The sequence below is a fragment of the Sphingomonas sp. BRN-1R genome (assembly GCF_057748035.1).
Window position 1 is genome coordinate 1,807,757 of sequence record NZ_CM173236.1, and the last position, 25,253, is coordinate 1,833,009.

At 65.5% G+C, this 25,253-nt stretch carries 21 protein-coding genes; 9 read left to right on the plus strand and 12 right to left on the minus strand.

Annotated elements, in window-relative coordinates:
- Positions 1 to 187: 187 nt before the first annotated feature.
- Positions 188 to 4,474, minus strand: coding sequence for a DNA-directed RNA polymerase subunit beta' (gene rpoC, locus AC3ANX_RS08330; protein WP_488336528.1), 4,287 nt, complete (start codon positions 4,472 to 4,474; stop codon positions 188 to 190).
- 76 nt (positions 4,475 to 4,550) lie between these two features.
- The gene (gene rpoB, locus AC3ANX_RS08335; protein WP_488336529.1) at positions 4,551 to 8,702 is read right to left on the minus strand and encodes a DNA-directed RNA polymerase subunit beta; all 4,152 of its coding nucleotides are present in this window, start codon (positions 8,700 to 8,702) and stop codon (positions 4,551 to 4,553) included.
- Positions 8,703 to 9,547: 845 nt separating this feature from the next.
- On the opposite strand from rpoB, the gene AC3ANX_RS08340 reads away from it, so the two are divergent.
- From AC3ANX_RS08340 to AC3ANX_RS08360, 5 genes are all read left to right on the plus strand, one after another.
- A complete protein-coding gene (locus tag AC3ANX_RS08340; protein ID WP_488336530.1) occupies positions 9,548 to 10,219 on the plus strand; it encodes a hypothetical protein in 672 nt (223 codons plus the stop codon).
- 76 nt (positions 10,220 to 10,295) lie between these two features.
- Positions 10,296 to 10,814 (plus strand): DUF2975 domain-containing protein, encoded by a 519-nt coding sequence (locus tag AC3ANX_RS08345; protein ID WP_488336531.1) that lies wholly within the window; start codon positions 10,296 to 10,298, stop codon positions 10,812 to 10,814.
- Positions 10,774 to 11,031, plus strand: coding sequence for a helix-turn-helix domain-containing protein (locus tag AC3ANX_RS08350; RefSeq protein ID WP_488336532.1), 258 nt, complete (start codon positions 10,774 to 10,776; stop codon positions 11,029 to 11,031). The genes AC3ANX_RS08345 and AC3ANX_RS08350 overlap by 41 nt, the downstream gene beginning before the upstream one ends.
- The gene (locus AC3ANX_RS08355) at positions 11,028 to 11,792 is read left to right on the plus strand and encodes a hypothetical protein (RefSeq protein WP_488336533.1); all 765 of its coding nucleotides are present in this window, start codon (positions 11,028 to 11,030) and stop codon (positions 11,790 to 11,792) included. Before AC3ANX_RS08350 ends, AC3ANX_RS08355 begins: the two co-directional genes overlap by 4 nt.
- 101 nt (positions 11,793 to 11,893) lie before the next feature.
- Entirely contained in the window at positions 11,894 to 12,436 is a 543-nt protein-coding gene (locus tag AC3ANX_RS08360; protein ID WP_488336534.1) for a hemerythrin domain-containing protein, read from the plus strand.
- 34 nt (positions 12,437 to 12,470) lie between these two features.
- Here the strand turns inward: AC3ANX_RS08360 and AC3ANX_RS08365 are convergent, their stop codons facing one another.
- The 3 genes from AC3ANX_RS08365 to AC3ANX_RS08375 all read right to left on the minus strand — a co-directional run bounded on the left by AC3ANX_RS08365 (position 12,471) and on the right by AC3ANX_RS08375 (position 14,112).
- Complete coding sequence (locus tag AC3ANX_RS08365) at positions 12,471 to 13,061, minus strand: DUF1989 domain-containing protein (protein WP_488336535.1); 591 nt, start codon at positions 13,059 to 13,061, stop codon at positions 12,471 to 12,473.
- A complete protein-coding gene (gene gntA / locus AC3ANX_RS08370; protein WP_488336536.1) occupies positions 13,058 to 13,762 on the minus strand; it encodes a guanitoxin biosynthesis heme-dependent pre-guanitoxin N-hydroxylase GntA in 705 nt (234 codons plus the stop codon). The genes AC3ANX_RS08365 and gntA overlap by 4 nt, the downstream gene beginning before the upstream one ends.
- 77 nt (positions 13,763 to 13,839) lie before the next feature.
- Positions 13,840 to 14,112, minus strand: coding sequence for a hypothetical protein (locus AC3ANX_RS08375; RefSeq protein WP_488336537.1), 273 nt, complete (start codon positions 14,110 to 14,112; stop codon positions 13,840 to 13,842).
- Positions 14,113 to 14,321: 209 nt separating this feature from the next.
- Here AC3ANX_RS08375 and AC3ANX_RS08380 point away from each other — a divergent pair, with 209 nt between their 5' ends.
- Together AC3ANX_RS08380 and AC3ANX_RS08385 are read left to right on the plus strand one after the other, a co-directional pair.
- The gene (locus tag AC3ANX_RS08380; RefSeq protein WP_488336538.1) at positions 14,322 to 15,065 is read left to right on the plus strand and encodes a Crp/Fnr family transcriptional regulator; all 744 of its coding nucleotides are present in this window, start codon (positions 14,322 to 14,324) and stop codon (positions 15,063 to 15,065) included.
- Between the two features lie 60 nt (positions 15,066 to 15,125).
- Positions 15,126 to 15,368: a DUF6894 family protein gene (locus AC3ANX_RS08385; RefSeq protein WP_488336539.1), complete on the plus strand. Its 243-nt coding sequence runs from the start codon at positions 15,126 to 15,128 to the stop codon at positions 15,366 to 15,368.
- Positions 15,369 to 15,377: 9 nt separating this feature from the next.
- Here AC3ANX_RS08385 and AC3ANX_RS08390 read toward each other — a convergent pair whose 3' ends face one another.
- The 6 genes from AC3ANX_RS08390 to AC3ANX_RS08415 all read right to left on the minus strand — a co-directional run bounded on the left by AC3ANX_RS08390 (position 15,378) and on the right by AC3ANX_RS08415 (position 20,896).
- A complete protein-coding gene (locus AC3ANX_RS08390; RefSeq protein WP_488336540.1) occupies positions 15,378 to 15,611 on the minus strand; it encodes a hypothetical protein in 234 nt (77 codons plus the stop codon).
- 64 nt (positions 15,612 to 15,675) lie between these two features.
- Entirely contained in the window at positions 15,676 to 17,013 is a 1,338-nt protein-coding gene (locus AC3ANX_RS08395) for an Nramp family divalent metal transporter (RefSeq protein ID WP_488336541.1), read from the minus strand.
- 78 nt (positions 17,014 to 17,091) lie between these two features.
- On the minus strand, positions 17,092 to 17,778 hold the full coding sequence (locus AC3ANX_RS08400; protein WP_488336542.1) for a hypothetical protein: 687 nt from the start codon (positions 17,776 to 17,778) through the stop codon (positions 17,092 to 17,094).
- Positions 17,779 to 17,914: 136 nt separating this feature from the next.
- Entirely contained in the window at positions 17,915 to 18,847 is a 933-nt protein-coding gene (locus AC3ANX_RS08405) for a glutaminase (protein WP_488336543.1), read from the minus strand.
- Between the two features lie 23 nt (positions 18,848 to 18,870).
- Entirely contained in the window at positions 18,871 to 20,328 is a 1,458-nt protein-coding gene (locus AC3ANX_RS08410) for a DEAD/DEAH box helicase (protein ID WP_488336544.1), read from the minus strand.
- A gap of 109 nt (positions 20,329 to 20,437) precedes the next feature.
- A complete protein-coding gene (locus tag AC3ANX_RS08415; protein ID WP_488336545.1) occupies positions 20,438 to 20,896 on the minus strand; it encodes a hypothetical protein in 459 nt (152 codons plus the stop codon).
- A gap of 99 nt (positions 20,897 to 20,995) precedes the next feature.
- Here AC3ANX_RS08415 and AC3ANX_RS08420 point away from each other — a divergent pair, with 99 nt between their 5' ends.
- The gene (locus AC3ANX_RS08420; protein ID WP_488336546.1) at positions 20,996 to 22,444 is read left to right on the plus strand and encodes an FAD-binding oxidoreductase; all 1,449 of its coding nucleotides are present in this window, start codon (positions 20,996 to 20,998) and stop codon (positions 22,442 to 22,444) included.
- Between the two features lie 59 nt (positions 22,445 to 22,503).
- Complete coding sequence (locus AC3ANX_RS08425; protein WP_488336547.1) at positions 22,504 to 23,280, plus strand: SapC family protein; 777 nt, start codon at positions 22,504 to 22,506, stop codon at positions 23,278 to 23,280.
- Positions 23,281 to 23,592: 312 nt separating this feature from the next.
- Here the strand turns inward: AC3ANX_RS08425 and AC3ANX_RS08430 are convergent, their stop codons facing one another.
- Positions 23,593 to 25,122 (minus strand): TadA family conjugal transfer-associated ATPase, encoded by a 1,530-nt coding sequence (locus AC3ANX_RS08430; protein ID WP_488336548.1) that lies wholly within the window; start codon positions 25,120 to 25,122, stop codon positions 23,593 to 23,595.
- Positions 25,123 to 25,253 lie beyond the last annotated feature (131 nt).

The following is a 25,253-nucleotide window of genomic DNA, read 5'->3' on the forward strand; positions in this document are numbered from 1 at the left end:
TGGAAACACGAAGCTGAACGCGTAGCGCATCGTCGCCGGGACATCGGAACGGGCAGGGTGGTGGCGCGCCGCTTCGGGGCCATCGGCACCGCTCTCCGGAACACAACCCGCATTACAATCCAAAAACGAAAACCGCCGCCCGGGGATCCCCGGACGGCGGCTCTCGCGTTTCAGTCGGACGAGCCGATCAGCTCTGCAGGTAATCACCCGCATCAGCGTCCGTGCCGGTGCCCGAGATCTCGACGTCGGCGAGCGCATCGCGCGTGCCGCCGGCGTCACGCGGGCTGCGTGCCAGTTCGGCGGCATGCTCCTCGGCGGCCGAGTTCGGCGCGACGATGGCGACTTCCGCCATGCGCCGCATCGACACCCGCTGCGCCGCATCGCGCGACGAAGCCGCGACCCGCAAGCGGTTCATGCCGGCACCCGTGCCTGCCGGGATGAGCCGGCCGACGATGACGTTCTCCTTGAGGCCGATCAGCGTGTCCTGCTTGCCCTGGACCGCCGCCTCGGTGAGGACGCGGGTGGTCTCCTGGAACGACGCCGCCGAGATGAAGCTGCGGGTTTGCAGCGACGCCTTGGTGATGCCGAGCAGGACAGGTTTGCCCTGCGCACGCGTCTGGTTCGTCTCGAGCTTGCCGTTGATCGCGTCCATCTCGTCGCGATCGACCTGCTCGCCAGCGAGCAGCGTGGTGTCGCCGCCGTCGGTGATCTCGACCTTCTGAAGCATCTGGCGGACGATCGTCTCGATATGCTTGTCGTTGATCTTCACGCCCTGAAGACGATAGACCTCCTGGATTTCCGAGACGAGATATTCCGCCAGCGGCTCGATGCCGAGCACTTCGAGAATGTCGTGCGGGTCGGGGCTGCCCCCGATCAGGTTGTCGCCACGCTTGACGTAGTCGCCTTCCTGAACGTCAATCACCTTCGACTTGGGCACCAGATACTCGACGACCTCGCCGCCATCCTCGGGCTGAATGCCGATCTTGCGCTTCGCCTTATAGTCCTTACCGAACACCACGCGGCCGGAGACCTTGGCGATGATGGCATTTTCCTTCGGCTTGCGCGCCTCGAATAGCTCGGCCACGCGCGGCAGACCGCCCGTGATGTCGCGGGTCTTGGCACTCTCACGCGACACACGCGCCAGAACGTCACCACCCGAAACCGTCGCACCATCCTCGACCGAGAGCGTCGCGCCCGGCACCAGCATGTAACGGCCAGCTTCTTCCGCGCTTTCGCCGGTGAGGGTGAGGCGAGGGCGGAGATCCTCCTTCGCCTTGCTGGTCGCGCGATATTCGATGACGACGCGCTGCGAGATGCCGGTCGCTTCGTCGGCCTGCTCGGTGAGCGTCTTGCCCTCGATCAGGTCGACATACTTCACGACACCCGGGTTTTCCGTGATCACCGGCATGGTGAACGGATCCCACTCGGCCAGACGATCGCCCTTCGATACGATCGCGCCGTCCTCGTGCAGCACATAGGCGCCGTACGGGATGCGATCGACCGAACGCTCACGACCATCCATGTCGACGATCGCGACTTCACCCGAACGCGACAGCACGACGCGACGGCCGCGCTGGTCGGTGATGATGCGCAGGTCGCGATATTCGAGCGTACCGTCGGTGACGGCTTCGAGGTTCGACTGCTCGTTGAGCTGCGCCGCGCCGCCGATGTGGAAGGTCCGCATCGTCAGCTGCGTGCCCGGCTCACCGATCGACTGCGCCGCGATCACGCCGACCGCCTCGCCGATGTTCACCGGCGTACCGCGGGCGAGATCGCGCCCGTAGCACTTGCCGCACACGCCGATCTTAGTCTCGCAGACCAGCGGCGAACGGATCTTGCACGATTGCGTGCCGATCGCCTCGATCCGCGCCACCATCGGCTCGTCGAGCAGCGTGCCGAGCGGGATCACCACCTCGCCCGTCTTGCTGTCGATGATGTCCTCGGCCGTGGTGCGGCCCAGGATACGCTCTCCGAGCGACGCGATGGTCGAACCGCCCTGCACGATCGCGCGCATTTCCAGCGCCCGCTCGGTGCCGCAATCCTCTTCGATGATGACGCAATCCTGCGACACGTCGACGAGGCGGCGGGTGAGGTAGCCCGAGTTCGCGGTCTTCAACGCCGTATCCGCGAGACCCTTACGGGCGCCGTGGGTGGAGTTGAAGTATTCGAGGACGGTCAGGCCCTCCTTGAAGTTCGAGATGATCGGCGTCTCGATGATCTCGCCCGACGGCTTGGCCATCAGCCCGCGCATACCGGCAAGCTGCTTGATCTGCGCCTGCGAGCCACGGGCACCGGAGTGCGCCATCATGTAGATCGAGTTGATCGGCTTCTCGCGACCCTTGTTCGGGCCGTCCTCGTACTTCTTGACTGCCTTGATCTCGTTCATCATCGAGTTGGCGACCTGGTCACCGCAGCGCGACCACGCGTCGATCACCTTGTTGTACTTCTCCTGCTGCGTGATCAGGCCGTCCTGATACTGCTGCTCGAAGTCCTTCACCTGCTCGCGCGTCTCGTCGACCAGCTTGTCCTTGTCCGGCGCGATGATCATGTCGTCCTTGCCGAACGAAATGCCCGCCTTGAACGCGTGACGGAAGCCGAGGCTCATGATCGCGTCAGCGAACAGCACGGTCTCCTTCTGGCCGGTGTGACGATACACCTCGTCGATCACGTCGCCCACGTCCTTCTTGGTGAGGAGGCGGTTGACGGTGTCGAACGGCACCTTGGACGACTTGGGCAGGCACTCGCCGAGCAGCATGCGACCGGGCGTGGTCTCATAGCGCTTGAGGTAGGGCTCGCCATTCTCGTCGGTCTGGGGCACGCGGCTGATGATCTTGGTGTGGAGCGTCACCGCCCCGGCCTCGATCGCCTGATGGACCTCCTGCATGTCGGAGATCAGCATGCCCTCGCCGGGCTCGCCTTCCTTCATCATCGATAGATAGTACAGGCCCAGCACCATGTCCTGCGACGGCACGATGATCGGCTTGCCGTTGGCGGGGCTGAGGATGTTGTTGGTCGACATCATCAGCACGCGCGCTTCCAACTGCGCCTCAAGCGACAGCGGGACGTGCACAGCCATCTGGTCGCCGTCGAAGTCGGCGTTGAACGCGGAGCAGACCAGCGGGTGAAGCTGGATTGCCTTGCCCTCGATCAGCACCGGCTCGAACGCCTGGATGCCGAGACGGTGGAGCGTCGGTGCGCGGTTCAGCATCACGGGATGCTCCCGGATCACCTCGTCCAGGATGTCCCAGACTTCCTTGCGCTCCTTCTCGACCCACTTCTTCGCCTGCTTGAGCGTCATGCTCAGGCCCTTGGCGTCGAGGCGTGCGTAGATGAACGGCTTGAACAGTTCGAGCGCCATCTTCTTGGGCAGGCCGCACTGGTGCAGCTTGAGTTCCGGACCGGTCACGATCACCGAACGACCCGAATAGTCGACGCGCTTGCCGAGCAGGTTCTGGCGGAAGCGGCCCTGCTTGCCCTTGAGCATGTCGGACAGCGACTTGAGCGGACGCTTGTTGGCACCGGTGATAGTGCGGCCGCGACGGCCGTTGTCGAACAGCGCGTCGACCGCTTCCTGCAACATGCGCTTTTCGTTGCGGACGATGATGTCCGGCGCGCGCAGTTCCATCAGCCGCTTGAGGCGGTTGTTGCGGTTGATGACGCGGCGATACAGATCGTTCAGATCCGACGTCGCGAAACGGCCACCGTCGAGCGGCACCAGCGGACGCAACTCGGGCGGGATCACCGGCACGACTTCGAGAATCATCCACTCAGGGCGATTGCCCGAATCGATGAAGCTCTCGACGACCTTCAAGCGCTTGATGATCTTCTTGGGCTTCAGCTCGGACTTGGTGACCGCGAGCTCTTCGAGCAGATCCTTGCGCTCGCCCTCGAGATCGAGGCTTTCGAGCATGATGCGCACCGCTTCCGCGCCGATGCCGGCCGAGAAAGCGTCCTCGCCATATTCATCCTGCGCGTCGAGCAGCTCGTCCTCGGTGAGGAGCTGATACTTTTCGAGCGGAGTCAGGCCCGGCTCGATCACGATATACGCTTCGAAATACAGCACGCGCTCGAGTTGCTTGAGCTGCATGTCGAGCAGCAGGCCGATGCGCGACGGCAGCGACTTCAGGAACCAGATGTGCGCGACCGGCGCGGCCAGCTCGATATGGCCCATGCGCTCGCGGCGGACCTTCGAGACGGTAACCTCGACGCCGCACTTCTCGCAGACGATGCCCTTGTACTTCATGCGCTTGTACTTGCCGCACAGGCACTCGTAATCCTTGATCGGACCGAAGATGCGCGCGCAGAACAGGCCGTCACGCTCGGGCTTGAACGTGCGATAGTTGATCGTCTCGGGCTTCTTGATCTCGCCGAACGACCACGAGCGAATGCGATCCGGCGAGGCGATGCCGATCTGGATCTGGTCGAAGGTCTCCGGCTTGGCAACCGGATTGGCGAAGTTGGTCAGTTCGTTCATTCTCAAGTCCTCACTTGGAGGGAAAATTCGTGGGCGAGAGGGCGAGCGCTGCCTTCGGATGGCAGCGCTCTATCCCTTACTCTGCCGCGATCGCGACGCCGTCGGTGTCGAATTCCTCGATCGATTTCAGCTCGACGTTCAGACCCAGCGAGCGCATTTCCTTGACGAGCACGTTGAAGCTCTCCGGGATGCCGGCCTCGAACGTGTCGTCACCCTTGACGATCGCCTCATAGACCTTGGTGCGGCCGACCACATCGTCCGACTTCACCGTCAGCATTTCCTGCAAGGTGTACGCCGCGCCGTAAGCCTGGAGCGCCCAGACCTCCATTTCGCCGAAGCGCTGGCCGCCGAACTGCGCCTTACCGCCCAGCGGCTGCTGGGTGACGAGGCTGTACGGCCCGATCGACCGGGCGTGGATCTTGTCGTCCACAAGGTGATGCAGCTTGAGCATGTAGATGATGCCCACCGTCACCTTGCGATCGAACTTGTCACCCGTGCGACCGTCGAACAGGTCCGACTGGCCCGACGTGTCGAGACCCGCCAGCGTCAGCATTTCGGACACGTCCTTCTCGCGCGCACCGTCGAACACGGGGGTGCCCATCGGCACGCCGGTCTTCAGGTTCTCGGCCAGCTCGATGATCTGGTCGGGCGTGCGGCCCTGGATGTCGGCGACATAATGTTCGCCATACACTTCGAGCAGACGGGTCTTCACCGCATCGGGCATTTCGCCGCCGGTCTCGTCCGGATTGGCCTCACGCCAATCCTCCAGTGCGCGGTGGACCTGCTGGCCCAGATTGCGCGCCGCCCAGCCAAGATGCGTCTCGAAGATCTGCCCGACGTTCATGCGGCTCGGCACGCCCAGCGGGTTGAGCACGAGATCGACCGGCGTGCCGTCGGCAAGGAACGGCATGTCCTCCGCCGGCAGGATGCGCGAGATGACGCCCTTGTTGCCGTGACGGCCGGCCATCTTGTCGCCCGGTTGCAGCTTGCGCTTCACCGCGACGAACACCTTGACCATCTTGAGCACGCCCGGCGGCAGCTCGTCGCCACGCTCCAGCTTCTCGCGGCGATCCTCGAACTTCTCGCGGATCAGCTTGGCGGCCTCGTCATACTGGCCCTTCACCGCTTCGAGGTTCGCCTGAACCGCGTCGTCCGCAACCGCAAACTTCCACCATTCGTGACGATCGACCGAATCGAGCAGGTCCTGATCGATCTCGGCGCCCTTCTTCAGCCCCTTCGGGACCGCCGTGGCGGTCTGACCGATCAGCATCTCGCGCAGCCGCGACCATGTCGCGCGGTTGAGGATGCTGCGCTCGTCGTCCGAGTCCTTCTTCAGGCGCTCGATTTCCTCGCGCTCGATCGCCATCGCGCGCTCGTCCTTGTCGATGCCGTGGCGGTTGAACACGCGCACCTCGACGACCGTACCGGCAACGCCCGGCGGCAGACGCAGCGACGTGTCGCGCACGTCCGACGCCTTCTCACCGAAGATCGCGCGGAGCAGCTTCTCTTCCGGCGTCATCGGGCTTTCGCCCTTCGGCGTGATCTTGCCGGCGAGAATATCGCCCGGCTCGACCTCGGCGCCGATGTACACGATGCCAGCCTCGTCGAGGTTGCGGAGCGCTTCCTCGCCGACGTTGGGGATGTCGCGCGTGATGTCTTCCGGCCCGAGCTTGGTGTCGCGCGCCATGACCTCGAACTCCTCGATGTGGATCGAGGTGAAGACGTCATCCTTCACGATACGCTCGGAGATGAGGATCGAATCCTCATAATTGTAGCCATTCCAGGGCATGAACGCGACGAGCGCGTTGCGACCCAGCGCCAGCTCGCCGAACTCGGTCGACGGGCCGTCGGCGATCACGTCGCCGATGTTGACCACGTCGCCCACCTTCACCAGCGGACGCTGGTTGATGCAGGTGTTCTGGTTCGAACGCTGGAACTTCATCAGCGTGTAGATGTCGACGCCCGACTGGCCGGCCTCGACCTCGCCGGTCGCGCGGATGACGATACGCGTCGCATCGACCTGATCGACGATGCCCGAACGCTTGGCGGCGATCGCCGCACCCGAATCGCGCGCGACGGTCTCTTCCATGCCGGTGCCGACGAACGGCGCTTCCGCCTTCACCAGCGGCACGGCCTGACGCTGCATGTTCGAACCCATCAGCGCGCGGTTGGCGTCATCGTTTTCCAGGAACGGAATGAGCGATGCGGCGACCGAGACGAGCTGCTTGGGGCTGACGTCCATCAAGGTGATGTTGGTCGGGATCGCCATCAGGAACTCACCCGCCTGACGCGACGAGACCAGTTCCTCGGTGAAGCGGCCATCGCTGTCGAGCTCGGCGTTGGCCTGCGCGATCGTGTGCTTGGCCTCCTCCATCGCCGACAGGTACACGACCTCATCGGTGACACGGTTGTCGATCACCTTGCGGTACGGCGTCTCGATGAAGCCGTATTTGTTGACGCGGCTGAACGACGCGAGGCTGTTGATCAGACCGATGTTCGGGCCTTCCGGCGTTTCGATCGGGCAGATGCGGCCATAGTGGGTCGGGTGAACGTCGCGGACTTCGAAGCCAGCGCGCTCACGCGTCAGACCGCCCGGCCCGAGCGCCGAGACGCGACGCTTGTGCGTCACTTCGGAAAGCGGGTTGGTCTGATCCATGAACTGCGACAGCTGCGACGAGCCGAAGAACTCACGCACCGCCGCCACGGCGGGCTTGGCGTTGATGAGGTCGTTCGGCATGACGGTCGACACGTCGACCGACGACATACGCTCCTTCACGGCGCGCTCCATGCGGAGCAGGCCGACGCGATACTGGTTCTCGAGCAGCTCGCCCACTGAACGCACGCGGCGGTTGCCGAGGTTGTCGATATCGTCGATCTCGCCCTTGCCGTCCTTCAGACCGACCAAAGTCTTGACGACCTCGAGGATGTCCTCGGTGCGCAGCGTGGTGACGGTATCCTCGACGTCGAGGTCGAGGCGCATGTTGAGCTTGACGCGACCGACCGCCGACAGATCGTAACGATCCGGATCGAAGAACAGGCCGGAGAACAGCGACTCCGCCGTCTCGAGCGTGGGCGGCTCGCCGGGGCGCATGACGCGGTAGATGTCGCTCAGCGCCTGCTCGCGCTCCTCGGCCTTGTCGGCCTTGAGCGTGTTGCGGATCCACGGACCGGTGGTGACGTGGTCGATATCGAGCAACTCGATCCGGTCGATGCCGGCCTTGTCGAGCAGTTCGAGATTCTCGGCCGACACTTCGTCGCCCGCCTCGATATAGATCTGGCCGGTGGTCTCGTTGATGAGATCATAGGCGGAATAGCGGCCGAAAATTTCCTCGGTCGGGATCAGCAGGTCGGTCAGGCCATCCTTGCCGGCCTTGTTGGCGGCGCGGGGGCTGATCTTCTGGCCGCTCGCGAACACGACTTCGCCGGTCTTCGCGTCGACGATGTCGAACATCGGCTTCTGGCCGCGCCAGTTCTCGGCCTGATAGGGGACGATCCAGCCGCCCTGACCGCGCACGAACGTCACGCGGTTGTAGAAATAGTTGAGGATTTCCTCGGAGTTGAGGCCGAGCGCATACAGCAGCGCCGTGACCGGCAGCTTGCGCTTGCGGTCGATACGGACGTTGACGATGTCCTTGGCGTCGAACTCGAAATCGAGCCACGAACCGCGATACGGGATCACGCGCGCGGCGAAGAGATACTTGCCCGAGGCGTGGGTCTTGCCGCGATCATGATCGAACAGTACGCCCGGCGAGCGGTGCATCTGCGAGACGATCACGCGCTCGGTGCCGTTGATGATGAACGTGCCGTTCTGCGTCATGAGCGGCATGTCGCCCATGTACACGTCCTGCTCCTTGATATCGAGCACCGAGCGGGCTTCGGTATCGGCGTCCACCTCGAACACGATCAGGCGCAGCGTGACGCGCATCGGCGCCGCATAGGTGATGCCGCGCTGGCGGCATTCGTCGGTGTCGAACTTCGGCGGTTCGAGCTCGTAGTTGACGAAGTCGAGCTCGGCGGTGCCGGCGAAATCGCGGATCGGGAACACCGACCGCAGCGTCTTTTCGAGGCCCGACACATAACCGATCGAGGGATCGCTGCGGAGGAACTGTTCGTAGCTCTCGCGCTGCACCTCGATCAGGTTCGGCATCTGCACCACTTCGTGGATGTTGCCGAACACCTTGCGGATGCGGCGCTTCGCGGTGCCGCCTTCGATCGCTCTGGTTGCCATGTGTCTGTAGCCCTCACGTCAAAATTTCGTGCCCGGATCGCCCGGGCGGGCACGCCGAAAGACGCAAAAAGCCGCTTGCCCTCCGGTTCGTTACGGAAAACAGCAGCTTCTCGGCGTCATCGTGAACCATCAGCCATCTATCCGATCGACATGCTGCGCGACGGCACGTCATTTCCCGAAAGCTGTGGTGGAGATCGGCATATAGGAGTGCTGTTGGATCGTGTCAAACCGCTTCGCGATATCGGCGGTCGAGATCGGGCTGGCGCTTGTCTTATGCGGATGCGGCCGTATTGCGTAGGGTCGAACGACGCACAGGGGCGATTTTCGTGACTGTTTCTCCATCCGTGGCCCGCCGCCTGTGTGTTGCGATGCTCGCGCCGACCGTGTTGCTGGGCGTGCAGGGTGTCCGCGCGCAGAACGGGCAGGCGCCCGCGACCGTGCCGGGGCTCGACACCTATAGTCTGCCAGCCCAGCCGGAACGCCCGACACCTCTCAAAACGCCTGAACCGAAGATCGCGCCGCTACCGCGCCCCACGCCGAGTGCTACGCCGACGCCCGCAGCTACGCCCGCGTCGCTGCCGACACCAAGGCCGGTTACGCCGCCGCCGGTACGCCCAACGGCCCGACCGACGCCTGCACCGACACCAACGGTCACGCCGCTCGCGCGGCCGACGCCTGTCGCTACGCCAAGTGCCTCAACCCCGGCAGTTGCGCCCGTACCCTTACCCGCGCCGGCGCCGGCACCTACGTCTCAGCCGACCCCGACGACGGAAGCCGCACCGGCGCCAATACCGGCCGCCGCGGAGTCCAAGCCGTTAGCGTATCTTGCGGCGGGGGTTGGCGTCTTGGCGCTGCTGGCAGGGGTAGTGTTCTACCGCCGCCAGCGTCGCCGCCCGGATGCGGAGACGGACGTGGAGGCGGTTGCGGACGTCGCGCCTCCTGTCCCGCCAGTTGAACCGGAGCCGCGACGCGTTGCGCCGATCGCGCCCGAACCGGCGTCCATGCCGCGCGCGCGGGTCGAGATTGACCTGGAGGTCAAGCGCGCGGGCACCAACCTGCTGAGCGCCGCGGTCGAATACCGCATCATCCTGCGCAACGCGGGGGAGGCGGATGCGCACGGCATCGCGCTCGACCTGCGGCTGTTCGGGGTCGAGGCCGGGCTGGAGCCTGCTCTCGAAGCGCTGTTCGCCGCGTTGCCCGGCCAATCGGTGGTCGCGCGGTTCGATCTTGGCGCCGGGGCTACCGCCGCACTCGAAGGCACCGCGATGCTGCCGCGCAGCGCGATGCCGCCGCTGGCGCTGCGCGATGCGGGTGAGGGCAGAGCGCTGTTCGTGCCGGTGATGACGGTCAACCTTTGCTACGGCTGGGCCACCGGCACCGGGCAGACCGCGGCATCGTTCGTCGTCGGTCTCGATCGCGGTCCTGACACCAAGCTCGGCCCATTCCGCCTCGATGGGCCACCGCGCATGCACGATCGCGTGCGCCGGCTGCCGTTCACCGTCAGCCGAACGATCTGATATCGAATTACGATAAATTTGTTGCCGTTTATCGATGTTGGATGCATGCCTTCACCAACGTGGAGGGCGAGCGGCGATGCGCGATTCGATCATGTCGGGAACGCTGGCGGTGTTGCGGGTGCTGTCGGTCCTCAACATGGTTGCGGCGGTGGGCTTCGCGATCACATTGGCGGCGAGCTGGCCGGCCGGCGCGATCCTCATCGCGCGGCTGATCTCGAAATATCATGATCCGTCGGTCGCGGGCGGGGCGCTGTTCGGTATCCGGCTGCTGATGGCGCTGGGGCTCGTCGCAGCCGCGCCGGTCTATCGGCTGTTCGAGGCGCTTACCGCAATCGTGGTCACGCTGCGCGCGGGCGATCCGTTCCTGCCCGATAATGCCGCGCGTGTCCGTACGATCGCCTGGGCGCTGCTGGCGCTGCAACTGCTCGATCTCGGGCTCGGCGGCATCTTCTTCTGGCTGTCGGCCCTCCATGTCGATGTGGCGATGTGGTCGCCTTCGATCGGCGGCTGGCTCTCCGTTCTGGTCGCGTTCGTGCTCGCACGGGTGTTCGCGCATGGTGCGGCGATGCGCGACGATCTCGCGGGCACGGTCTGACGTGGCGATCCGTGTCCGGCTCGACGATCTGCTGCACGATCGCCGCATGTCGCTGACCGAGCTTTCCGAGGCGGTCGATATCACGCTCGCCAATCTCTCGATCCTCAAGACCGGCAAGGCGAAGGCGATCCGTTTCTCGACGCTGGAGGCGATCTGCCGCGCGCTCGACTGTCAACCCGGCGACCTGCTCGTCGCCACAAGGGAGGATGACGCATGACCTTATGGCAAGCCCTCAAGGCGACGTATCGCGGGAGCGGCGCTTTCCTGCTGGCATGCCCGCTGCTCGCGGTGTTCCCGGTGGTGTTCGAGGTGATCCAGCATGTCGTGGAGGTGCGCATCGGTATGTACGCCAGCGTGGCGGCGGCCAAGGCGCTCGAACATGACCCGATGCGAATGGGCTTTGGGATGGTCAAGGTCGTGGCGCTGATCCTGCCGGGCTATTGGGTCGCGCGCTTCCTCGCGTCGCGTGGGCCAGCGTGGGGCGGGCGGTTCGAACCGCGGGCGGTGCGTCTGTTCGCCGGCTTCGCTGCGGTCCAGATCCTGCTCGCAGCGGTGCAGTTGTTCGCCTTGCCGCCAAGCGCGGGCGTGCAGATCGCCGCGTTCGTGATCGGGACCGTGGCCGGCATCCTGCTGAGCGCCTGGGGCGTCGCGGCTGCGATCGGCAATGGCGCGATCGGGCCGCGTCGATCGATCGCGATCATGGCGCGGCAGGTGCCGTGGACGTTCGTGTTCTCCTTCGCGGCGATGCTGCCGCTGATGATCCCGCACTATGCGCTCGGCGCGCTCGCCATCCTGGGACCGAAGCCGTTGCTGTGGCCGGCGCTGATCGTGGATTCGCTGCTGGTCGGCGCGCTTTCGGCGGTGGTGTCCGCGAGCAGCTACGTCGCCGCGCGGCGCGCTGCCGATAAGGCGGGCTTCCAACTCGATGTGTCTGAAACCGCTGCCGCTTATCCTCGATCAAGCCCGACGCGCATCTAGGCCATTTTCGGCCATTTGGCGGCGCGACAAGGGAACGTCGCCAGCATCCCGCGCATTCTCCACGCGACCCTTTTGCGGGTCGGGTACAGTGGAGCAGCATCATGTCCGTTATCGATAAAGCCATTGCCGCCATCACCCCGCCCGAGAGCGAGGAGGCACGCGCGGAGGCGCGCGCCAAGGCGCAGGCGGCCGCCACGCCGGGCGACTGGCTGTCGCAGATCCTCGACCATCATCGCCAGATCGAGGCGGCGTTCGACGTGGTAGAGACCGCCGCCAACCCTGCCGAACGCGTCGCCGCGCAAAAGGCGCTCGGCGTCATCCTCACAGGCCACTCGATTGCCGAGGAGGCTGCACTATACCCGGCGCTCGCTGCGGACCATCAGGTCGGCCATGCCGAACTCGCCTATCAGGAACAGTCCGCCGCTAAGATGGAGATGGGGCTGCTCGAACGGCTCGATCCGACCAGCGAGGATTACAACGACAAGCTCGGCCATATCCGTGGCGCGGTCGAGCATCATATGTATTCGGAAGAGGGCACCTGGTTCCTCAAGCTGAAGGACGAAGCCTCGCCCAAGGAGCAGGCGCTGATCGCCGAGCGCTACAAGGAAGAGTTCGGCCGCTACATGGGCACCGACGCGAAATGACCGGTCGCCGGCCCGCCCGAGCGGCGGGCCGGCATCAGTCGAAGCGGTAGTGGATCGGTTTGAACGTGCCGCCGTTCGAATCCGGCGCCGAGCACGCGGTGAGGCCGATCACCAGATCCATCTCGGCGCGAAAGCTGATGTGGTCGCCTGCCTTGCTCAGCGGCGGCAACACCTTGAGCTTGCCGGTGGCGCTGTCGATCGGCACGTTCATGAAGCAGTTGAACGCGATCGGGATACGGTCGGGCGGGATGCCATAGGGCTCCAGAGCGGCGGCGAGATTTCCGAAGCAGCCACGATGCGGCGGCAGCGTCGGGTAGAAGTGCAGAAACGTGTCGATCGAACATGGCGTCAGCAGGAAATCGTGGACGCCGACGGTATCGGCGATGATCTCCAGCATCACGCGGCTACGGTTCGAATAGAGCTTGTCGCCGGTCGTCAGCCGGATCGTCTCGGCATAATCGAGCGTCCGGCCCGAGGAGATCACCTCGTCGAGATCGTCCGCGTTGAAGGCAAGCAGATCGGCGACCTGTTCGCCGCGCGGGTCGATCACGGTCAGCGTCGCGCCGCGCGCGAGTGGGAAGGCGGTGCCGCTACGCTCGGCGATGGTGACGACGGATACGCTCACTGTGCGCCCTTGTACTGGAACGGGCAGCGCCACTCCGAATCGACCACACGACCCGAATATTGCCGCGCCTCGCTCGCATCGCCGTGGCGCGCGAGCATCGGGTTGCGCGATCCCGCGAGCGCCTCGTCGCGCGCCATGATCTTCTCGCGCATCCCCTCGTACTTGCCCATCGCGCGGAGCGCCTCGAACTGGTCGTGTAGGTTGAAGATCATCGCCGGGCGCGAGAAACGGCGCGCCGGGCGGCTCGCCTCCGGGTGTAGGCCGACGACGAAATAGCCCTCGCCACCATAACTGAGCGAGAAGTGCGGATCGCCCGGGTCGGCACTGACGCGAACGTCATACTTCTGGCCGCGCCACAAATCCTTGTCCGACAGCGACTGGATCCGCGCCCAGAGCGCAGCCTCGAACTCGGTTTCGGTGAGGTCGGTCGGCCCTTCGAAGATCACCGCGAAGCTGCGGAACAGCCCCGGATCCTCACGATACCGGCCCGCCCAGGTGAGGAGCCCGTCGTGGATACGGAGGTCGTCCCACGCGCTATCGATCGCGTTGCACGCCAGAACCTCCAGCGTGCCGTGCGCCAGCGCCGATTTGGCGCCAACGCAGGGGAAGTCCGCTGCGCGCACGTGATCCTGGAGGAGGGTTTCGAGTTCGGCCTGAGCGTGGTGTCGCCACGGGAACATCGGCGAAGTGGCACTGTTCATGACGCGGACTACGCCCGGTCCGTACCGATGTTCCGCATTTTCATACTGATCGAAAGCAAGCCGACGGTGTGCTGCGACTATTCCAGATCGTTCTCGCTGATGACAATCAGATCGGGCTCGTCGTTACGGCGCAGTGCGACCAGGCCGGCTTCGGCGATCGTGTCGCTGAACCGGGTGAACATCTCCACCGCATCATCGTCGGGAACGTCGCCGCTCAGTGCTTCCAGTACGCTGTATTGGACGGCGAACTGATATTCGTCGCCGTCCACCTCGGCGGTGAACTCGACCAGCCGCTCGTCGACGTTGTCGAGAGCGCTCGCCATGTCGATGTCCATCTTGTCTGCTGCCATGTGTACGTCCCTTGGCTCGTGAGTCGAAAAAAGCATCGAACGCCATCGAACAGCGGCCCGTGCCGGTCAAGGCACGCCGGTGCTGGCTCACGCTGAAATCGGCACCGGCATCACGCATATCGCGGCAGGATGCGCACGCGCAGGAACCATGTCGATCAGCGGGCATTGGAGATCGGAACGCATCCGTTCCGCAGAGCAAGGCAGGTCCCGTGACGCAACCCGACACCGAAGCAGCGATGGCGCTGTACCTTGCGCGCCTCTCGGTTCGTTCGCCGCTCGATGTGGACGAACGCGCGGCACTGCTCAATCTGCAAACCAGAAGCACGGTGGCGGAAGTGGAGCGCGATTTCCTCCAGATCGGCGATCATGTGCATCACGCCTGTCTCGTCATCGACGGGCTGGTCGCGCGCTTCGCACAAATCCGCAACGGCAATCGCAGCTTCGTCGCGCTCCATATTCCGGGCGACATGGCCGATCTGCAATCGGTGGTCGCACCGCACGTCACCTGGGCGCTGCATGCGCTTACCCCCACGCGCATCCTGCGCATTCCCCACGAAGCCTTTCGCGACGTGGCGGACCGGTTCCCCAGGCTCGCGCAGGCGTTCTGGCGCGATTGCGTGGTGGACGCCAACATCCTTGCGCAATGGACCGTCAACGTCGGCCGCAAGGATGCGCTTGGTTGCGTCGCCCACTTGCTCGCGGAAATGGGGACGCGCTACCGCGCGATCGGGCGCGGGACGGAGGCCGGCTTTCCTTTCCCGATCACCCAGGTCGACCTTGCCGACGCGGTCGGGCTTACCCCCGTCCACCTCAATCGTGTGCTGAAACGGCTGGCAGACGACGGCATAGCGATCAAGGATCCGGCTGCGGTTCGCATCCTCGATCGGCAACGGCTCGAGCGCGTCGGCGAGTTCGATCCGGCCTACCTTCAACTCGATCGCGACGAGCGGTGAAATCGTCCTGATCCGCATCAAGGCCGGGAAACTGCACCGACGGCTGCGCATTTTGACGGGATGCCCCACTACCATCTCCATGTGCACAACCGGCTCGGTCAGGTTCTGGACGAAGAAGGCGCGGACTTCACCGATCTTGCCGCCGCGCGCATCATGGCGATCCAAGGCATCCGCTCGTTCCTGAGCGCCGAGTTGATGGAAGGGCACCTCGATCTGCGCGGGCACCTCGACATTGCGGACGACGCCGGCACGGTCGTCTCGCGCATCGACTTCCACGAAGCGGTGACCGTGCGGGCGCGCTGAACGGAGCGATTATTTTTTCGGTTGGGTCTGGGGCTGGGGCTCCGGCCCGAGGTCGTGCGGGCCCTGTGGTTTGGCGTCGGTCATGTTGGCATCCTGCGAACGCTGGCCCTGTTCCTCACGCTGCGCCGCCTGATGGTGCGACAGGTTCATACCGATGAAGGTGATCGCGGCGATCGCCAGCACGATCACGGCGATAACGATGGCGATCTTGCCGGTCTGATTTGGTTTGGTCTGATCTGGCACGAAGTCGCTCCCGGCATGTGATACCGGAGAAATGCGCCGCACCCCGGCGAAGTTCCGCCGTCGCTCAGCGGGCCAGCATCTGTGCGATCAGCCAGAGATTGGCGGAGACGATGCCGGCGAACACCGCCCACGCGAACAGTCGCACGACGATGCCGCTGGCATGATCCCCCATCACCCGCCGATCAGCGGTGAAACGGATCAGCGGATAGACCGCAAACGGCAATTGTAGCGACAGCACCACCTGCGTCATCACCAGCAGCTTGCCGACCGCATGATCGCCGAGCCACAGCACACCGATCAGCGCCGGGGCCAGCGCCAGACCGCGCGTGATGATGCGCCGTTGCCAGCACGGAATCTTGAGATCGAGGAACCCCTCCAGGATGACCTGCCCCGCGATCGTACCAGTAAAGGTCGCGCTCTGCCCGGATGCGAACAGCGCGATGCCGAACAGCACCGCCGCCGCCGCCGCGCCGGTGATCGGCGCGAGCAGGCGGTACGCATCCTCGATCTCGGCGACGTCGGCATGGCCACCGGCGTGGAAGGTCGCTGCCGCCAGCGTCAGGATCGCGCCGTTGACCAGCGTGGCGAGCAGCAGCGCCACCACGATGTCGATGGTGGCGAAACGCAGCGATTCCCTGAGCGCCACGCCGCCGCCGGTAGCCTTGTCGTCGCGCGTGACGCGGGTCTGCACGATCGAGGAGTGGAGATAGAGATTGTGCGGCATCACCGTCGCGCCGAGGATGCCGACCGCAAGATAGATCGCCTGGCCGTCGGCGAAGATCGACAATTTGGGGATCGCGCCGTGCAGGATGCCGCTGAGGCTCGGCCCCGCGATCACGAGCTGTGCCACGAAGCAGCCCGCGATCGTCAGCACCAGGCCGAGCACGATCGCCTCGATCTGGCGGAAGCCGCCGCCTTTCAGCCCCAGCACGATCACCGTATCAAGCCCCGTCAACAGCACGCCCGCCCACAGCGGCACCCCGAGCAGCAGGTTGAAGGCGAGCGCGCTGCCGAGCACTTCGGCGATATCGGTGGCGATGATCGCCAGTTCGGCGAGCAGCCACAATCCGATGGTGGCGCTGCGGCTATACCTGTCCCGCGCGATCTGCGCGAGATCGCGCCCGGCGACGAGCCCGAGCCGCATCGCCAGCGATTGCAGCAGGATCGCGGCGACGCTGGACAGCAGGATGACGAACAGCAGATCGTAGCCGAAGCGTGACCCCGCCGCGATGTCGGTCGCCCAGTTGCCCGGGTCCATATAGCCGACCGCGACCAGCAGCCCCGGCCCGGTCGCGCGCAACAGCCTGCGCCAGAACGGCAACCCGTCGGCGATCGCGACCGAACCGCGCACCTCGGACGGGCAGAAGGGCGCGGTGGCGGTGCTGGGCAGATCGAGACGCATCGGCCCGCTCTAACGAGCCGCGCCGATGCACACCATCAACATCGATCAGTCAAGGTGATCGCTTGCGGCGATCAGCCGTCACCAACTGCCGCCCGCGCCGCCGCCACCGGAGCTTCCGCCACCGAACCCGCCGAACCCGCCGCCGGGCCGGGTGGCGGGGCAGGAGGGATTTGGCGCGGCGAACAGGCTGCCGTTCAGCGCGATATCGCTGCGGAAATAGCCGAGCACCTTGTCGGCATTGGCACCGAACAGGGAGGCCGGGCCGGTCGTGCGCCCGCCGTCGGTGTGGAAATCGAACAACAGGTCGCCCTGGAGCTTGTCGTCGAGCAGCACCACCTCGGCATTGGGGAAGCCGTCGCCGCGCACCTTGCCCGACACGGCGAGACGGCCGGGGCCGAAGGTCACCTCGATATCGACGAACGTGTCGATATCGGGCGCGACCACGGGCACGAGCGGGTTCGCGCCCGCCGTCTCCACGGTGAAGCTGATCTGGCCGGGCTTCTGCTGTTCGTTCGTCACCTTGGTGCGGACCTGCGAGAAGTGGCGGCCGATAACCTTCGACACCCATTGCCCGGCACCTTCGAACGTCGAGCCGGAGGAGAAGCCGCTGAACGCCTGTACGCTGAGTGCATCGAACACGACGACGCTGATCGTCCGCGCGGTCGCGTTGGGATCGACCGAGCCCTTGGTCCGAACATCCCCCTCGAATCCGCCGCCGAACGTCGCGAACGGAGCATACCGTCGAACCACCAGATAATAGGACATGCATTCCTCTCCCGAAATGACCGTAAAGGCGACGACCCGAGCGCCGTTTTACGACGTCTCGCCTGCCGCGCGACTTGGCACCGCCGGGTCTTGCGAAGCAAGGCCCTATGCTGTTGCGGCGTTCGTCTTCTCGCGATCAGCCAGCGTCGAACACCGACCAGCCGGTGCGCTGCACCAGCCGCTCCAGCGCGAGCGTGCCGAGCTGCGAATTGCCGCGCGCGTTGAGCCCGGGCGACCATACCGCGATGCTCGCTCTGCCCGGCGCGATCGCGAGGATGCCGCCGCCGACCCCGGACTTCGCCGGCAAGCCGACGCGGAAGGCGAACTCGCCCGATCCGTCATAATGGCCGCACGTCATCATCAGCGCGTTTATGCGACGCGCGCGGTTGGGCGAGACGATCGAATGGCCGGTCGAAGGATTGCGCCCGCCGTTCATCAGATAGCGTCCGGCGAGCGCGAGTTGGCGGCAGCTCATCGCCAGCGCGCACTGGTGGAAATAGACGCCGAGCACCCGATCGACATCGTGGTGCATATTGCCGAACGCGCGCATGTAATTGGCGAGCGCCTTGTTGCGGTAGCCGGTGGCGTTCTCCGCGGCGGCGACGGCTTCGTCGATGAAGATGCCGTCCTCACCGGCGAGCGCGCGCACGAAGCGCAGAATCTCTGCAATCGCCTCGGCCGGGTGGTGGCGCGCGAGCAGGATGTCGGAAACGACGATCGCGCCCGCGTTGATGAACGGGTTGCGTGGGATGCCATGCTCCGTTTCGAGCTGGACGATCGAGTTGAACGCCGATCCGGACGGTTCGCGCCCGACCCGCCGCCACACCGCATCCCCCGCCGCGCCGAGCGCGAGCGTCAGGCCGAACACCTTGGCGACGCTCTGCACCGAAAAAGCGTTCTCGGCGTCGCCCGCGAGGTGGCAGATGCCGTCGGCGGTGGTGACGGCGATGCCGAACCGCGCCGGGTCGACCGATCCGAGCGGAGCGATATAGTCGGCCACCACGCCGCGATCGGGCGCGTCGGCCATTTCGGCGGCGATGTCGGCGACGATTCCGGCGAGATCAGCCATACGTCAGCCTTGCCGCCGGCGGATCAGCCCTCGGCCGACAGGGCGATGCGCGCGTTGAGGAAGTCGGGGAAAGGTCCGTTCCAGCCATCGTCCGGGCCGTCGTCCTGCTCGCGGCGCTCGCGGCGTGGCGCGCGGTCGTCGCGCGGCGGGCGCGTATCGCGGGGCGCGCGTTCCTCACGAGCCGGGCGCTCCTCGCGCGCCGGGCGTTCGCCACGCGGCGGACGAGCCTCGCGCGGCTGACGTTCCTCGCGCGCTTCTTGCGGAGCCACTTCGGCCTCGGCCTTTGGTGCCTTGGTCTCGGTCTTCTTGGCAGGCTTGCCGCGCGTGCGCTTGCGCGGGGCGTCGCCCTCGGCACGCGCCTCGTCCGCCGCGCCTTCGAACCGCTCGATCTTCAGGCCGGTGAGCTTCTCGATATTCTCGATATTCTCCGCATCCTCGGCGGTTGCGAAGGTGAAGGCGACACCGGTCGCGCCGCCGCGCCCGGTGCGGCCGATGCGGTGGACGTAATCGTCCGGGTGCCACGGCGCGTCGAAGTTGAAGACGTGGCTGACGCCCTTGATGTCGAGCCCGCGCGCGGCGACGTCGGAGGCGACGAGGATGTTGACCTCGCCCTTCTTAAACCGCTCCAGCTCGGCGAGCCGCTGCGGCTGTTCCATGTCGCCGTGGATTTCGGAGGAGCGGAAGCCCGCGCGCTGCAACGCCTTGTTGAGTTCGCGCACCGTCGTCTTGCGGTTCGAGAACACGATCGCGGTGCCGACATCCTGCGATTCGAGCAGCTCCACCAGCTTCTCGCGCTTCTTCGAACCGCTCACCGGCACCAGCCATTGCTGGATGTTGACGTTGGCGGTGGCGGGACGCGCGACTTCGATCGTCTTGGGGCTGCTGAGGAACTTGTCCGCCAGCTTCTTGATGATCGGCGGCATCGTCGCGGAGAACAGCAAGGTCTGGCGCGCGGGTGGCAGCTTGGTGCAAATTTCCTCGATATCGGGGATGAACCCCATGTCGAGCATCCGGTCGGCCTCGTCGATCACCAGCAGCGAACAGCCGGTGAGCAGGATCTTGCCGCGCCCGAACAGGTCCATCAGCCGGCCCGGCGTTGCGATCAGCACGTCCACGCCCTTTTCGAGCGCGGCGAGCTGGTCGCCCATCGACACGCCGCCGATCAGCAGCGCCATCGAGAGCTTGTGATACTTGCCGTACTTCTCGAAATTCTCCGCCACCTGCGCGGCGAGTTCACGCGTCGGCTCGAGGATCAGCGAGCGCGGCATGCGCGCACGGCTGCGGCCTTCGCCGAGAATGTCGATCATCGGCAGCACGAACGCGGCGGTCTTGCCGGTGCCGGTCTGCGCGATCGCGACGAGATCCTTGCCCATCAACACGCTCGGGATCGCGCTCGCCTGGATCGGAGTCGGCTCGGTATAGCCGGACTCGGTCACGGCTTTGAGAAGGTCGTCGGAAAGGCCGAGATCGGCAAAGGTCATGAAGGTTCCGGATTCCTGCGCGCCATACGGAAAGAGCGCCCACAGGGGCGCTCACGCGCAACCCTAGCGCTTGCCGATCAGTACGCGAATGTCAAGGAAAAGGGAGCGGCTAGCGCTTCTCGACGATGCGCCGGAACGTCTCGACCGGGCAGACACCGCCGGAACGCGAGCGAATCGCGTCGCGACCGGCGCACATCATGCCATCGTCGGGCAGGCGCAGATACAGGTCCGGGTAGAAGTCGAGCGCCGGGCAATCGTCGTCGAACCGCGCGCGGATGCGCTCGCCCGTCTCCAGCAGCAGGTCGATGCTGTTGCGCCCGGTGATGATCGCGCGATCGAGCGTGGTCAGGGGCACGCATTTCGGCCCCTTCTTCTCCTCCAGCCGCACCGGCCGATCGTCGCGTTCGCGGTGCGGCATCATGCGCGGGATGCGGATGACGATGCGCGAATGGAAGGTGAGCTGCGCCATCTCGACCCGCTCGATCCCAGGCTCGGCACGCGGTTGGTCGGCCGCCGCGACGGGTGCGAGCGCGAGCAAGGCGAGCAGGGACAGCAGCGGATACGACATGGATCGGGCTTGGGTTAATCGCCGCGCTTGAATGGATGATGAACTCGCGAACGGATCGGCATTTGCCGGGCAGAACGCGCGCGTGATAGGTATGCTCCCATGAATACAGCACAATCCGCGCTGGTCGAGGCGGTTCGCGCCGCCCTCGGCGACAAGGCCGTCATCACCGATCGCCACGACATTGCCCCGTGGGAGACCGACTGGCGCGGCCGCTGGCATGGCCACGCGCCGGCGATCCTCGCGCCGGACGACACGGCGGGCGTCGCGCTGGTGATGCGCGTGGCGAGCGCACACGGCGTGCCGCTGGTGCCGCAAGGCGGCAACACTTCGATGGTCGGCGGCGCGACCCCGCCTGCCGATGGATCGGCGCTGATCCTGTCGCTGCGGCGGATGAACCGGATTCGCACGATCTCGGCCGAGGACAATCTGGCGATCGCGGAAGCCGGCGTGATCCTCGCCGATCTGCACGATGCGGCGGCGCGGGCAGGGCGGCGCTTCCCGCTGACGCTCGGCGCGCGTGGCAGCGCCACGATCGGCGGGCTGGCCTCCACCAACGCGGGCGGCACGCAGGTGCTGCGCTTTGGCACGATGCGCGGGCTGATCGCGGGTGTCGAGGCGGTGCTGCCCGACGGCACGCTGCACGAAGGGCTGGCGGCGCTGAAGAAGGACAATCGCGGCTACGATCTCGACCAGTTGCTGATCGGAGCGGAGGGTACGCTCGGCGTGATCACCGCCGTCACGCTGCGGCTGGTGCCGGCGGCGGCGGACCGCGCGGTGGCGTGGATCGCGGTGGCCGATCCGGAGACCGCGCTTGCCGTGCTGCGCCGCCTCGAGGCGCAGACCCACGCGATCGAGGGGTTCGAGATCATCTCGGGCGATTCGCTCGCGCGGGTGATCGAGCATATTCCGAACACGCGCGCGCCGCTCGCTGGCACCCATCCATGGCATGTGCTGATCGAGGCGACCGCCGCGGACGCCGGCGAGGAGGCGCCCGCCGCGCTGCTTGAGCGCCTGCTCGCCGCGCCATTGGCGGAGGGGCAGGTCGCCGACGCGGTGATCGCCGCGAGCGAGGCGCAGGCCGACGCCTTCTGGCGGATCCGCGATTCGCTGTCGGAGGCCGAGCGGGCGGGCGGCCCCGCCGTGCAGCACGACATTTCGGTGCCAGTCGCGGGCATGCCGCGCTTCATGATCGACGCCGCCGCCGCTGCCGAGGCGCGCTTTCCCGGCAGCCACGCCACCGCGTTCGGGCATCTCGGCGACGGCAACGTCCATTTCCACGTCCGCGCGCCCGGCGGCGTCGATCCTGCGCGCTGGTATGCCGAGGATGCGCCGGTGGTGACGCGCTTCGTGCACGATCTCGTCGTCGCGGCGGGTGGTTCGATCTCGGCGGAGCATGGCATCGGCCAGATGAAGCTGCGCGAACTCGAACGACTGTCGCCACCGGCGCGGCTCGCGGCACAGCGCGCGATCAAGGTGGCGCTCGATCCGTCCGGGATTATGAACCCCGGCAAGCTCGTCCCGCTTGCGCCGGACGGACGCGCACCATAGAGCCGTGCGCCAATCGGCGCGTCCGTACAGGCCCGCTCGTACCCTTTTGGAGATGATCTATGGCCAGCGCGCCGCAACAAGCCTCGCTTCCCCTGTTCTACAACGCGCTGGAGCCGCTTTCGAGCGGAGCGCACGCCGCCTTCAAGCTGCGCCAGGCGGATCGCGCGCCGTTCCTTGTCAATCAGCATGCGATCCCCGTCACGGTGGACGAATTCATCCACGTCCAGCGCAGCATGCCGATCGTCTTCACCGCGGGCGACGATGCGGTGCCGATCGCGCTGATGGGGCTGAACGAGGGCGTCAACGTCTTCATCGACGGCGAGGGCAAGCTGGACGATCCGGCGGTGTACGTGCCCGCCTATGTCCGCCGCTATCCGTTCATGCTCGCCAAGCTGACGCCGGATGCGCAGGAACTGTCGCTGTGCTTCGATCCCACCGCCGAGGTGATCGGCGCTTTCGACGAGGGCGAGGCGCTGTTCGAGGACGGCACGCCGACGCCGATCGTCCAGAACATCCTGCAGTTCAACGAGATGTTCGAGGAAGCCGGCGCACGCACCCAGAACTTCATGCGTGAGCTGCGCGAAATGGGGCTGCTGATGGAGGGTGAAATCTCGATCCAGCCCGAAGGCGCGCCGCAGCCGTTCATCTACCGCGGCTTCCAGATGGTGAGCGAGGAAAAGCTGAACGAACTGCGCGGCGATCAGCTTCGCAAAATCCAGAAGAACGGCATGCTGCCGCTGCTCCATGCACACCTGTTCTCGTTGCAGCTCATGCCGCAGTTGTTCGATCGCCAGAACCGCCAGGGCAAGGTGCCGCTGCCGCAGTTCGCGAGCTGACATCCGGCGGGTGATACGCATCCCCTAACCCGTTCGTGCTGAGCGAAGTCGAAGCACGTGCCGCAGACGTCGCGCTGTTGGGCATGTGCTTCGACAAGCTCAGCACGAACGGTCGATTGCGCGATAGCGGGATCGCGATCCCCAACCGTTCATGTCGAGCCCCTCGGCTGGCTGGCAAGCCAGCCGCTCAGGGTAAACTTTGGCCCTGCGGGCCGAAGTCGAGCCACCTGCGCGCCGTTACCCTCCCTCGACTTCGCTCGGGATGACCGGAGCAGGGGGCGGGAAGAGTGGTGAAGAGTCTGGAGCCTGTCCTTACAGGCACGCCTCCAGATACGCCTGATCGAATCCGAACTGCCGCGCCTTTTCCAGCGTGTACGGCCGCAGACCCATCGAGCGATATTCGCCGATGATTTTGCCCTCGGCGCTCTCGTCGAGATATTCGAACTTGAACAGTTCCTGCGTGACGATCACCGGGCCTTCCATGCCGATCACCTCGGTGATGTTGGTGACACGGCGCGAGCCGTCGCGCAGACGCTTCACCTGTACGATCATGTCGACCGAATCGGCGATCTGGCGGCTGATCGCTTCCTTGGGCATCTTGATGTCGCCCATCATCACCATGTTCTCCATACGCCCGAGACACTCGCGCGGGGAGTTGGAGTGGAGGGTACACATCGAACCGTCGTGGCCGGTGTTCATCGCGGCGAGCAGATCGAAACACTCGGACCCGCGAATTTCGCCGAGGATGATGCGATCTGGGCGCATACGCAGCGAGTTCTTGACGAGATCGCGGATCGAGATTTCACCCTGACCCTCGAGGTTCGCGGGCCGCGTTTCGAGCGGCAGCCAGTGCGGCTGTTGCAGGCGAAGTTCGGCCGCGTCCTCGATCGTCAGCACGCGCTCGCCGGGGTCGATCATCTTGGAGAGGGCGTTGAGCATCGTCGTCTTGCCCGAGCCCGTACCGCCCGAGATGACGATGTTGAACCGGCATGCGCCCGCGATCTTGAGCGCGGTCGCCATCTTCACGCTCATCGAGCCGAAGCCCGCCATCATGTCGAGCGTGATCGGCTTGTCGGAGAACTTACGAATCGAGATGGCGGTGCCGCGCAGCGACAGCGGCGGCACGATCACGTTGACGCGGGAACCGTCCTTCAGGCGCGCGTCGGCGAGCGGCGTGGTCTGGTCGACGCGGCGGCCGACCGAGTTGCAGATACGCTGCGCGATCTGAAACAGATGCTCCTCGTCGCGGAACTGGATCTGCGCGAGTTCGAGCCGGCCCTTACGCTCGACGAAGGTCTGGTTGGGGCCGTTGACCATGATGTCCGACACGTTGGGGTCGGACAGCAGTTCTTCGAGCGGCCCGAGCCCGAGCAACTCGTCGACCAGCACCTTTTCGAGCGCGAACTGTTCGCGGCGGTTGAGCGTCAGCTTCAGCTCGGCGAGCACCTCGCCGATGATCGGGCGGAACTCCTCGGCCAGCTCATCTTTGTTGAGCGTCGCGGCGGCTTCGGGATCGACGCGTTCGAGCAGGCGCGGCAGCACCTGTTCCTTGATCTTGTGGATCGACGCCTCGAAGCCCTCGACGCGGCTGTTGCCGGCCTCACCCGATGCGGCCTGCCGCTCGGCGAGGCGGGCCATCGCATCCTGCTGCGTGCCGGGCATGGTGCCCATTGCGCCCTCGATCTCGCCGGGCATCGGCAGATCGATCAGCGGCGGGAACTGCTCGGCGGCGACATCGGCTTCCGACGCCGGACGCGCACCGCCCTGCATCGGGCGCGCGACACCGAAAGCGGGGCGATTGCCTGGCCCGGGGGCACCGGGGCGACGGCCAAATGCACTCATTCTTCGCAGTCCTTCATGGCGACGAGACTGCGTAGCCGGGAAGTTTTTAGATTTGCCTAATGATCGGGAAACGCTTCCAGCGTAACGATTTGATGATGGCCTGCGACTAGATGTCGCCAAGATGGACCCGG

Coding starts and splice junctions, on each gene's coding strand:
- rpoC (WP_488336528.1), bottom strand. CDS start 4,474: ATGAACGAACTGACCAACTTCGCCAATCCGGTTGCCAAGCCGGAGACC.
- rpoB (WP_488336529.1), bottom strand. CDS start 8,702: ATGGCAACCAGAGCGATCGAAGGCGGCACCGCGAAGCGCCGCATCCGC.
- AC3ANX_RS08345 (WP_488336531.1), top strand. CDS start 10,296: ATGCGCGATTCGATCATGTCGGGAACGCTGGCGGTGTTGCGGGTGCTG.
- AC3ANX_RS08350 (WP_488336532.1), top strand. CDS start 10,774: ATGGTGCGGCGATGCGCGACGATCTCGCGGGCACGGTCTGACGTGGCG.
- AC3ANX_RS08355 (WP_488336533.1), top strand. CDS start 11,028: ATGACCTTATGGCAAGCCCTCAAGGCGACGTATCGCGGGAGCGGCGCT.
- AC3ANX_RS08360 (WP_488336534.1), top strand. CDS start 11,894: ATGTCCGTTATCGATAAAGCCATTGCCGCCATCACCCCGCCCGAGAGC.
- gntA (WP_488336536.1), bottom strand. CDS start 13,762: ATGAACAGTGCCACTTCGCCGATGTTCCCGTGGCGACACCACGCTCAG.
- AC3ANX_RS08375 (WP_488336537.1), bottom strand. CDS start 14,112: ATGGCAGCAGACAAGATGGACATCGACATGGCGAGCGCTCTCGACAAC.
- AC3ANX_RS08385 (WP_488336539.1), top strand. CDS start 15,126: ATGCCCCACTACCATCTCCATGTGCACAACCGGCTCGGTCAGGTTCTG.
- AC3ANX_RS08395 (WP_488336541.1), bottom strand. CDS start 17,013: ATGCGTCTCGATCTGCCCAGCACCGCCACCGCGCCCTTCTGCCCGTCC.
- AC3ANX_RS08400 (WP_488336542.1), bottom strand. CDS start 17,778: ATGTCCTATTATCTGGTGGTTCGACGGTATGCTCCGTTCGCGACGTTC.
- AC3ANX_RS08405 (WP_488336543.1), bottom strand. CDS start 18,847: ATGGCTGATCTCGCCGGAATCGTCGCCGACATCGCCGCCGAAATGGCC.
- AC3ANX_RS08410 (WP_488336544.1), bottom strand. CDS start 20,328: ATGACCTTTGCCGATCTCGGCCTTTCCGACGACCTTCTCAAAGCCGTG.
- AC3ANX_RS08415 (WP_488336545.1), bottom strand. CDS start 20,896: ATGTCGTATCCGCTGCTGTCCCTGCTCGCCTTGCTCGCGCTCGCACCC.
- AC3ANX_RS08420 (WP_488336546.1), top strand. CDS start 20,996: ATGAATACAGCACAATCCGCGCTGGTCGAGGCGGTTCGCGCCGCCCTC.
- AC3ANX_RS08425 (WP_488336547.1), top strand. CDS start 22,504: ATGGCCAGCGCGCCGCAACAAGCCTCGCTTCCCCTGTTCTACAACGCG.
- AC3ANX_RS08430 (WP_488336548.1), bottom strand. CDS start 25,122: ATGAGTGCATTTGGCCGTCGCCCCGGTGCCCCCGGGCCAGGCAATCGC.